Source organism: Lysobacter enzymogenes (assembly GCF_017168095.1).
Taxonomy (GTDB): Bacteria; Pseudomonadota; Gammaproteobacteria; order Xanthomonadales; family Xanthomonadaceae; genus Lysobacter; species Lysobacter enzymogenes_D.
Genome location: NZ_LXSD01000513.1, coordinates 1 through 8,668, shown reverse-complemented (window position 1 = coordinate 8,668; position 8,668 = coordinate 1). Strand labels below are relative to the sequence as shown.

Annotated in this window: 7 protein-coding genes; 5 read left to right on the top strand and 2 right to left on the bottom strand. The window is 69.2% G+C overall.

The window, feature by feature from the left end; all coding sequences use genetic code 11:
* The first annotated feature begins 292 nt into the window (after window positions 1-292).
* A complete protein-coding gene (locus tag A7A76_RS20855; RefSeq protein WP_206413107.1) occupies window positions 293-1,585 on the top strand; it encodes an adenylosuccinate synthase in 1,293 nt (430 codons plus the stop codon).
* Between the two features lie 91 nt (window positions 1,586-1,676).
* On the opposite strand, the gene A7A76_RS20850 is transcribed toward A7A76_RS20855, so the two are convergent.
* Both A7A76_RS20850 and A7A76_RS20845 read right to left on the bottom strand, forming a co-directional pair.
* The gene (locus tag A7A76_RS20850) at window positions 1,677-2,654 is read right to left on the bottom strand and encodes an XVIPCD domain-containing protein (protein WP_206413106.1); all 978 of its coding nucleotides are present in this window, start codon (window positions 2,652-2,654) and stop codon (window positions 1,677-1,679) included.
* 29 nt (window positions 2,655-2,683) lie between these two features.
* Window positions 2,684-3,133, bottom strand: a complete 450-nt coding sequence (locus A7A76_RS20845) for a hypothetical protein (RefSeq protein ID WP_206413105.1) — start codon at window positions 3,131-3,133, stop codon at window positions 2,684-2,686.
* A 216-nt stretch (window positions 3,134-3,349) separates the two neighbouring features.
* Between A7A76_RS20845 and A7A76_RS20840 the strand changes: the two genes are divergently transcribed.
* The 4 genes from A7A76_RS20840 to A7A76_RS20825 all read left to right on the top strand — a co-directional run bounded on the left by A7A76_RS20840 (window position 3,350) and on the right by A7A76_RS20825 (window position 8,632).
* Window positions 3,350-4,150 (top strand): NAD(P)H-dependent oxidoreductase, encoded by an 801-nt coding sequence (locus A7A76_RS20840; RefSeq protein ID WP_206413104.1) that lies wholly within the window; start codon window positions 3,350-3,352, stop codon window positions 4,148-4,150.
* A gap of 235 nt (window positions 4,151-4,385) precedes the next feature.
* Entirely contained in the window at window positions 4,386-6,290 is a 1,905-nt protein-coding gene (locus A7A76_RS20835; protein ID WP_206413103.1) for a DUF11 domain-containing protein, read from the top strand.
* A gap of 343 nt (window positions 6,291-6,633) precedes the next feature.
* On the top strand, window positions 6,634-7,314 hold the full coding sequence (locus tag A7A76_RS20830; protein ID WP_206413102.1) for an ankyrin repeat domain-containing protein: 681 nt from the start codon (window positions 6,634-6,636) through the stop codon (window positions 7,312-7,314).
* A gap of 82 nt (window positions 7,315-7,396) precedes the next feature.
* Entirely contained in the window at window positions 7,397-8,632 is a 1,236-nt protein-coding gene (locus A7A76_RS20825; RefSeq protein ID WP_206413101.1) for an XVIPCD domain-containing protein, read from the top strand.
* Window positions 8,633-8,668 lie beyond the last annotated feature (36 nt).

Below are 8,668 nucleotides of genomic sequence, written 5' to 3'. Positions count from 1 at the left end.
GCCGGGGCCGGACACCCCGGACGGGGCGCCGCTTCGGGCCCCGCCGGGCGGCGCCGGGCCGCGCCGGCAGATGAACGCGGCCGGGCCGCGGCCGGATTCCGCCACAATCGGACCGTTTTGGGGTGGCCTTGGCCCCCCGAAACCCGGATAATGCACAAAAGCCGGACGGGGCCATCCCCGCCGGCTTTTTTCCGTTCATGGCCCTGTGGCGCGGCATCGGCTGCGACTGGGCGCGGGCGGACCTTGCGGCATCCGCCGCCTTCACAGCTAAAAAGCGCAGGAGTTTGGACTCATGGGTCAGTCAGTCGTCGTTCTCGGTGCCCAGTGGGGCGATGAAGGCAAGGGCAAGATCGTCGACCTGCTGACCGAGCAGATCGGCGCCGTCGTGCGCTTCCAGGGCGGCCACAACGCCGGCCACACCTTGGTCATCGGCGGCAAGAAGACCGTGCTGCACCTGATCCCCTCGGGCATCCTGCGCGAAGGCGCGCTGTGCCTGATCGGCAACGGCGTGGTGCTCAGCCCGGCCGCGCTGCGCAAGGAGATCGACGAGTTGGAGGCGACCGGCGTGGAAGTGCGCTCGCGCCTGAAGATCAGCCCGGCCACGCCGCTGATCATGCCGTACCACATCGCCCTGGATCAGGCCCGCGAAAAGGCCGCCGGCGGCAAGGCCATCGGCACCACCGGCCGCGGCATCGGCCCGGCGTACGAAGACAAGGTCGCGCGCCGCGGCATCCGCGTGGCCGACCTGCATTACCCGGCCCAGCTCGCCGAACAGCTGCGCACGGCGCTGGACTATCACAACTTCGTGCTGACCAAGTACCTCGGCGTCGACGCCGTCGACTATCAGCAGACGCTCGACGAAGCGCTGGCGTTCGGCGAATACGTCGAGCCGATGAAGTCCGACGTCGCCGGCATCCTTCACGACCTGCGCAAGCAGGGCAAGCGCGTGCTGTTCGAAGGCGCGCAGGGCTCGCTGCTCGACATCGACCACGGTACCTATCCGTACGTCACCTCCAGCAACACCACCGTCGGCGGCGCGCTCGCCGGCACCGGCGTGGGCGCGGACTCGATCGACTACGTGCTCGGCATCGCCAAGGCCTACGCGACCCGCGTCGGCGGCGGCCCGTTCCCGACCGAACTGGACGACGAAGTCGGCCAGGGCATCCGCGACCGCGGCCAGGAATACGGCGCCACCACCGGCCGTCCGCGCCGCTGCGGCTGGATCGACATCGTCGCGCTCAAGCGCGCGGTGGCGATCAACGGCATCACCGGCCTGTGCATCACCAAGCTCGACGTGCTCGACGGCATGAAGACCTTGAAGATCTGCATCGCCTACGAATACCGCGGCAAGCGCACCGAGTACGCGCCGCTCGACGCGGCCGGCTGGGACGAGTGCACGCCGGTGTACCTGGAGTTCCCGGGCTGGGACGAGAACACCCACGGCATCACCGAGTGGGACAAGCTGCCGCCGGCCGCGCGCGCCTACCTGCGCGCGCTGGAAGAGCTGGCCGGCTGCCCGCTGGCGATCGTCTCGACCGGTCCGGACCGCGACCACACGATGGTGCTGCACGATCTGTGGGCGTAAGCCCGGGTTGATGCGAGACGAGAAAGCCCCGCGAATGCGGGGCTTTTCTTTTGCGTGACGTTGGCAGGGTCGCTGGGTTCGACTGCCGCGTTCAGCGCGAGGGCGCGGACGGGCGTTGCGCCACATCCGCGGCGGCGGGCTCCTGCACCGGCGCTTGCGTCGTTTCGATTCGCCGCATCGATTCTTCCACCGGTGTGTTCGTCGCTTCGCGCGTGGGAATCGTGGCGCGGTTCGCATAAGGATCGGGATTGGCCGAGCGGCCCTGGACGCACAGCGACTCGCCGCCTGGCTGGCCGTCGCCAGCGCGATTGAGCCCGACCGAAACGATGCCGTCGAAACCGCGCTCGTGAGCGAGGCGACCGACGCAGGCGGCGACGCGTTCGCTGTTCGGGTTCCAGGCGATGCCGAGGCCGGATTCCATCGCCGCGACGGCGTCGCGGGCTTCGGCGTGGAGTTTGGCGGCGCGCGGGTCGGAAGGTTGCGGCGGCGCGGTCGCCGGGGGCTCGGGCGAGGGCAACGCGGGCTGCAGGTCGATGGCCGGCGCCGGGCGGTAGTTCTTGCCGCCGCGCGATGCTTCGATGGGGGGCGGCGGCTGGGCCTCGCGGATCCAGGTTTCGCGGTCTGCATAGTCGTAGCGGCGCAGCTTGTCGTTGGGATCTAGCAGGTAATAGGCCACGTCGGTGCGGTTGGCGAAAAGTTTCTGCGCATGGTCCCAGTCGCCTGGATTGTTGTTCTGATTCGGGCGGGACGACGGCAGTTCATCGAGTTTCAGCGCCGCCGATGGCGCGAATTGGCTTTCGGCGTTCTTCTTCGGGTGGTTGTGCACTACAGCTACGACGTTGTCGGCTCCGCCAGCTTCGGCGATCGCTTTGCCGAGCGGGGCTTTGAAGTGACTGCCCTGGGTGAACAACGAGGTGACTTTGAGCTCATCGCCACTACGATAAACCACCGCCACGTATTCGGCTCGCTTGTGGTCTTCTTTGCCCACGATCTCCAGTGCCAACTGCTTGGCCAGCTCCTGGGTTTGTGCGAGGTCGGGATTGGTGTTGCTTTGTCCGATCTTTTCCATAAGCCACATCCTTGCGAGCGAACTTGCCTTCAGTCGCGAAAGTCCAGCGTTCCATCGGAGTGCAGGGTGAATAAGACTCGCGGCAAGCCGGCGACGGTGCCGTTGCTACGATCCATGAAACGAATTTCGATCTCCGCACCGCCTCCCGAGCAGGTCAGCCAGGGACGCTCGTGATACGCCCCCGCTGGTATGCGTTGATTGATCGCCTCGAGCCAGCGCGACTCGACTGCGCGGCGGCCGATGCGTATTTGGGTGATGCGCGACCTGAAACCGTCGTCTTCATCAAACCATTGCGTGGTTCCGGCGATCCGGAACGTCGTCGCGTGCGGGCAATCGAACTCGACTTCGTAGCGAGTGGTGAGCGGGCCTGTGTTCTGTTCCGGATCGGGAAGAGCATCAGTCCCGCCATGCGTGGCGCAAGCGCCCAACGCTAGAAACATAGATGCGAGAACCGCTTTGATCGGAAGTGCGCCTTGCATGGGCGGCGTCCAGACATGCCGCGCTCAACGGCGGCCTCTGGAACAGTGAAGGGTTCGAGAGGGTGCACTGTCAACCGTTGTTCCCCTACGGCCGCAACTACGGTGCCCTCCCGCGTCAGATTGGTTCCAGTGGTTCCACATTGAAACCGCCACTCCGCGCCCAGCCGCCGCGCGCGGCTACCTATCCTGAGCTCCCCGATCACACGACACGCCCCCATGAAAAAGAACATCCTCATCGTCTACGCCCACCCCGAACCGGCTTCGCTCAACGGCGCGCTCAAGGACGCGATGAGCGAGCATCTGCGCGCGCAGGGGCATGCGGTCGACGTCAGCGATCTGTATGCGATGGGCTGGAAAGCCGCGGTCGACGCCGCCGATTTCCCGCAACGCGACGCGTCCGCGCGCCTGCGCGTGCCGAAGGATTCGCATGCGGCCTTCGCCGCCGGCGCGCTGACCGCCGACGTGCGCGCCGAGCAGGACAAACTGCGCCGCGCCGATGCGCTGATCCTGCAGTTTCCGCTGTGGTGGTTCTCGATGCCGGCGATCCTCAAGGGCTGGTTCGACCGGGTGTATTCCTACGGCTTCGGTTACGGCGTGGGCGAGCATTCCGACACCCATTGGGGCGATCGCTACGGCGAGGGCGCGCTGGCCGGCAAGCGCGCGCTGGTCTCGGTCACCGCCGGCGGCTGGCAGCCGCATTACGCGGCGCGCGGGATCAACGGGCCGATCGAGGATCTGCTGTTCCCGATCAACCACGGCCTGCTGCATTACCCGGGTTTCGAAGTGCTGCCGCCGTTCGTGGCCTATCGCAGCGACCGGATCGATGCCGAGCAGTTCGAACGCACCCGCGCGGCGCTGCTGCAGCGCGTGGACGGGTTGTGGCGGGATGCGCCGATTGCGTTCCGGCGCCAGAACGGCGGCGATTACGAGCTGCCGTCGCTGCTGCTCAAGCCCGGCCGCGAAGCCGGCGGCGAACGCGGTTTCGCCCTGCACGTGGCGCCCGCCGGCGCGGTCTGAGGCTCGCGGCAGCCGTCGAGAGACAGGTAGCTGAACCCCTGACGCGGGCCTGAGGCTGACAGAAGAGTGCTTAGTGGCACAAAATATATGTGCTGTAAGTCACATTTCTGTTCAGTTTGTTCAGGCGAGAACTCGCCGCCCGCTGCCGGACGTCGCGCTGAAGCCTGCGCGGCGCTCGTCCCGCCTCGCGGGGCCAGGCCGGACGCGGCGGCGCACAGGGGGAGTCCGGCGGCTTATGAAGACAGTCTTGCAGCGCGGCGCGCGAGCGCCGCGTCTGGTGTTGGCGGCGGCCTTGGCGCTGGCGGCGGCGTTGCCGGCGCAGGCGCAGGTGCAGCGCACCTTCGTCAATCTCGGCTTCGAGCAGCCCGACCTGGGCACCGGCGCCTGCGTCGGCTATTTCGCCGGCCCGCAGCAGGTGACCGGGTGGAACACCACCCATCCCAGCCGCGCCACCGGCGGTTGCGGCATCGTCGCCAACCCGGCCAACGGGCCGATCATCGAGCTGTGGGGCAACAGCTTCAACGGCACGCCCGCGCGCGCCGGCAAGCAGCACGCCGAACTCAATGCCGACCAGGCCTCGCGCATCTACCAGAACATCTGCCTGACCACCGGCGACGTGATCGGCTGGCGGCTGAGCCATCGCGGCCGCGATTCGGCGTCCACGCCCGACGTGATGAGCTTCGGCATCAACGCTTCCGGCAGCAACGGCGTCGGGGTGACCAGCGAAATCGCGCGCATCGGCACCACCAACAACGGCACCGACCGGGTCGATACCGGCGGCACGCCGTCCTCGGCCACGCAAGGCACGCTGAGCATCGGCGGCACCGTCAACGGCTGGCGCGACTACAGCGGCAGCTTCACCTACAGCGGCGCCACCGGCGTGCAGCAGGTCGGTTTCGCCGCGGTCAGCAGCAGCGGCGGCATTTCGCTGGGCAATTTCCTCGACGAGATCCAGGTCACGCTGCGCCCGTACATCGAGTTCGACGCCGCCAACTACACCGTGCGCGAAGGCCAGAGCGCCGGCCTGCCGCGCCTGCGGGTGATCGGCACGGTGCCGGCCGGCGGCATCGTCGTGCCGGTGCGGATCACCGGCGGCACCGCGACCCAGGGCAGCGACTACACCGTGTCCAGCGGCAGCGGCACCACGATCAATGTGGCGATCCCGGCCGGCACCTACGACAACACCACCTTCGACCTGCCGATCGCGGTGGTCGACGATGCGGTCATCGAGGACAACGAGACCGTCACCTTCGCCGCCCAGTCCAGCGCCAACGACTACACGCTGACCTCGACCACCCGTTGCGTCACCGGCGCCACCGGCCAGACCACGGCGACGCTGACGATCGTCGACAACGACGTCGATGTGCTGACCACCAAGCAGGTCGACAACGCCGCGCCGGCGCCCGGCGGCACCGTGCGCTTCACCGTGACCTTCCGCAACAACACCGCGCGGCCGACGGTGGGCGACACCACCGCCCACGACGCGACCGTCAACCTCGCCGATGCGGTGCCGGCCGGGCTGACCTTCACCGCGTGGACGTGCACGCCGATCGGCAACGCGACCTGCCCGGCGGCCAGCGGCACCGGCGCGATTTCCGCCAGCGCCACGTTGCCGGCCGGCAACGCCGTGGCCGGCGCCGGGCTGACCTATGTCATGGACGCCCGCGTCGCCGCCGGCCAATGCGCGGCGGTCGCCAACACCGCGACCATCCAGGCCACCGCGCCGTTCGCCGAAGGCGCGTCGGCGCAGGCCGGTTTCGTCACCCCGGCGCCGGGCGGCAGCGCCAACAACAGCGCCAGCGCGGCGGTCGATCCGGTGTGCGTGTCGCTGTCGCTGAGCAAGAACGACGGCAGCGCGACCTACACGCCCGGCGGCAGCGCCGATTACCTGCTGCGCGCCTGCAACGCCAACGGCCCCGACGCGGCCGCCGGCGCCAGCCTCAGCGACGCCTTGCCGCGCGGCGCGAGCCTGCGCGGCGCGTGGTCGTGCCGCAGCGTCTCCAGCGGCGGCAGCTGTCCGGCCAGCGGCGGCGCGGCCGGCGACACCAGCGTGGCGGTGGCGAACCTGCAATTGCCGGTCGGCGCCTGCGTGGAGGTCACCGTGCCGGTGAATTTCGCCGCCGCCCCGGGCGCTTACTGAGGCCGCGCGGCGCCGGCGACGGCCGGCCGCGGCGACACGAAACGGCGGGGCGCGAGCTCCGCCGTTGGTTTTTCTGCGGCCCGCGCACGTGTGCCTGGGGCGGGGCGAGGCGGCGGTCAAAACGGCGGATCGGGGCGGCTCAGGCCGTTTTGTTCAGTTTTTACGCCAAAACTGTGACTCGGTTCCGGCTACAAACCCATCGGGTTCTTGTTAGGCTGCCCGCTGCCACGGTACGTGGCCGTATGTCGTCTCGCGCCACGGTAGGGGTACCGTCGCGCCGCAGCACTCCCGCCGGCCCGGCGGGACTCGGGGAAAGTCCGTCAGGTACTCAGGAGGAGTCGCTATGTCCGATGTGCAGGCGCCGTCGCTGGCCGCCCAAGTATTCGCCGACCCGGTCGTGGCCGAACTGGCCGAGGCCGTCGCCGCCGGCGACCGTGGCGAAATCCGCCGTCTGGCCGCGCGCGCGCATCCGTCCGCGCTGGCCGCGCGCGGCGACAAGAACGTCACCTTGCTGGAGTGGGCGGTGTTCAACCAAAGCCCCGACGGCCTGGACGAACTGCTCGCGCTCGGCGCCGATCCCTCGCAGCCCGGCGTCGACGGTTCCACCGTCGTGCACCTGGCGGCGATGGCGCGCGATCCGGTCTATCTGGAAACCCTGCTCGCGCGCGGCGCCGATCCCAACGTCGAGCACGCCCACACCGGCGCCGCGCCGCTGGCCGCGGCGCTGATGGGCGAGCGCGCGATCCAGTTCCGCCGCCTGCTCGCCGCCGGCGCCGATCCGCGCCACGCCGACCGCATGGGCAACACCGCGCTGCACGTCGCCGGCAAGGTCAACCAGCCGGATCTGGCGCTGGAACTGCTCAAGGCCGGCACCGACCCGCTCGCGCGCAACGCCCAGGACGTGACCTTCCAGCGCTACGCCTTCATGACCCCGCCGAGCCTGCTCAGCGCCCAGGCCCGCGCCGACCGCGAGGCCCTGGTGGGCTGGATGCGCGATCGCGGCATCGCCCTGGAAAACGGCTGATCCGCGCCGTCCGTTGCGACGCGCGCAGCGCCGATACGCACCTCAGGAACCAGGTACGCCAAGGAATTCAGGAGACCGCAGGATGAGCCAGCAGACCCCGCCGCAGTCCTTCGCCGACGAAGTGCGCGGCACCCAGGCCAAGCCGATCGACAAGACCTTGTCGCGGCTGATGGACGACCTGTACGACCAGGGCCCCGGCATCGACGGCTTCAAGCCGCTCAGCGCCGATCAACTGCGCGACAAGGGCATCGAGCCGGCCAGCCTGGAGAACAAGGACTCCGGCTTTCTCGCCCGCATCTACGGCGACGAACACGGCCATTACGTGGTCGCCTATTCGGGCACCGACGAAGGCAAGGACTGGCTGACCAATTTCCGCCAGGGCCTGGGCTTCGAGGACGCGCAATACAACCAGGCCATCGCGCTGGCGCGCGAGGCCAAGGTCGCGTTCGGCGACGAGGTGGTGATCACCGGCCATTCGCTCGGCGGCGGCCTGGCCGGCGCGGCGTCGATCGCCAGCGGCATTCCGGCGGTGACCTTCAACGCCTCCGGCGTGCACGACAAGACGCTCGAACGCATCGGCATCGACGCCGACGCGGCCAAGCGCGAAGTCGCCGACAACGGCCAGATCCGCCGCTACGCGGTCAAGAACGAGATCCTGACCGACCTGCAGGAGCACAGCATCCCGCTGAAGTGGGCGATGCCCGACGCAGTCGGGCACAAGATCGAGCTGCCCGATCCGGACCCGCAATCGTTCTGGCAGAAGTTGGTTCCCGGCAGCGGCATCAAGCACGGCATCGACATCCACTACATCGAAGCGGTGATCAAGGCGCAGGAGCAGGCGATGCCGGGCGAACGCGGCCACGACCCGGGCCGCGCTGGCGCGGCCCGCGATGACATGTCCCGCGCTGGCGCGGCCCGCGACGATATGTCCCGCGCGGGCGCGGCGCGCGCCGGCGACGGCGTGGCGCTGGGCGATCCGGCCCATCCGCACAACGGCATGTACCAGCAGGCGCTGCACGGCTTGCGCGCGTTGCCGCCGGGCGCGATGGAGTTCGGCGGCGAGCAGGGCTACCGCAACGCCGCCGCGCACGCGGTGGTGGACGCGAACGGGCAGGGCATGCGCGCCATCGACCACGTCGTCGCCGGACGCGACGGCAGCGGTTTCTTCGCGATCGAAGGCGGTTTGCAGGATCCGGGCCATAGCCGCGTGTTCATCGACCAGCAGCGCACCCGGTCGGCACCGGACACCAGCGCGCTGGCGCAGGCGCCGGCCGACGCGGCGCCGGCGCAGGAAAACAAGCGCGCCGTGCTGAGCTGACGCGCCGTCGCACCATGCCCGCGCCGCGCGACCGCG

Coding starts and splice junctions, on each gene's coding strand:
- A7A76_RS20855 (WP_206413107.1), top strand. CDS start 293: ATGGGTCAGTCAGTCGTCGTTCTCGGTGCCCAGTGGGGCGATGAAGGC.
- A7A76_RS20850 (WP_206413106.1), bottom strand. CDS start 2,654: ATGGAAAAGATCGGACAAAGCAACACCAATCCCGACCTCGCACAAACC.
- A7A76_RS20845 (WP_206413105.1), bottom strand. CDS start 3,133: ATGCAAGGCGCACTTCCGATCAAAGCGGTTCTCGCATCTATGTTTCTA.
- A7A76_RS20840 (WP_206413104.1), top strand. CDS start 3,350: ATGAAAAAGAACATCCTCATCGTCTACGCCCACCCCGAACCGGCTTCG.
- A7A76_RS20835 (WP_206413103.1), top strand. CDS start 4,386: ATGAAGACAGTCTTGCAGCGCGGCGCGCGAGCGCCGCGTCTGGTGTTG.
- A7A76_RS20830 (WP_206413102.1), top strand. CDS start 6,634: ATGTCCGATGTGCAGGCGCCGTCGCTGGCCGCCCAAGTATTCGCCGAC.
- A7A76_RS20825 (WP_206413101.1), top strand. CDS start 7,397: ATGAGCCAGCAGACCCCGCCGCAGTCCTTCGCCGACGAAGTGCGCGGC.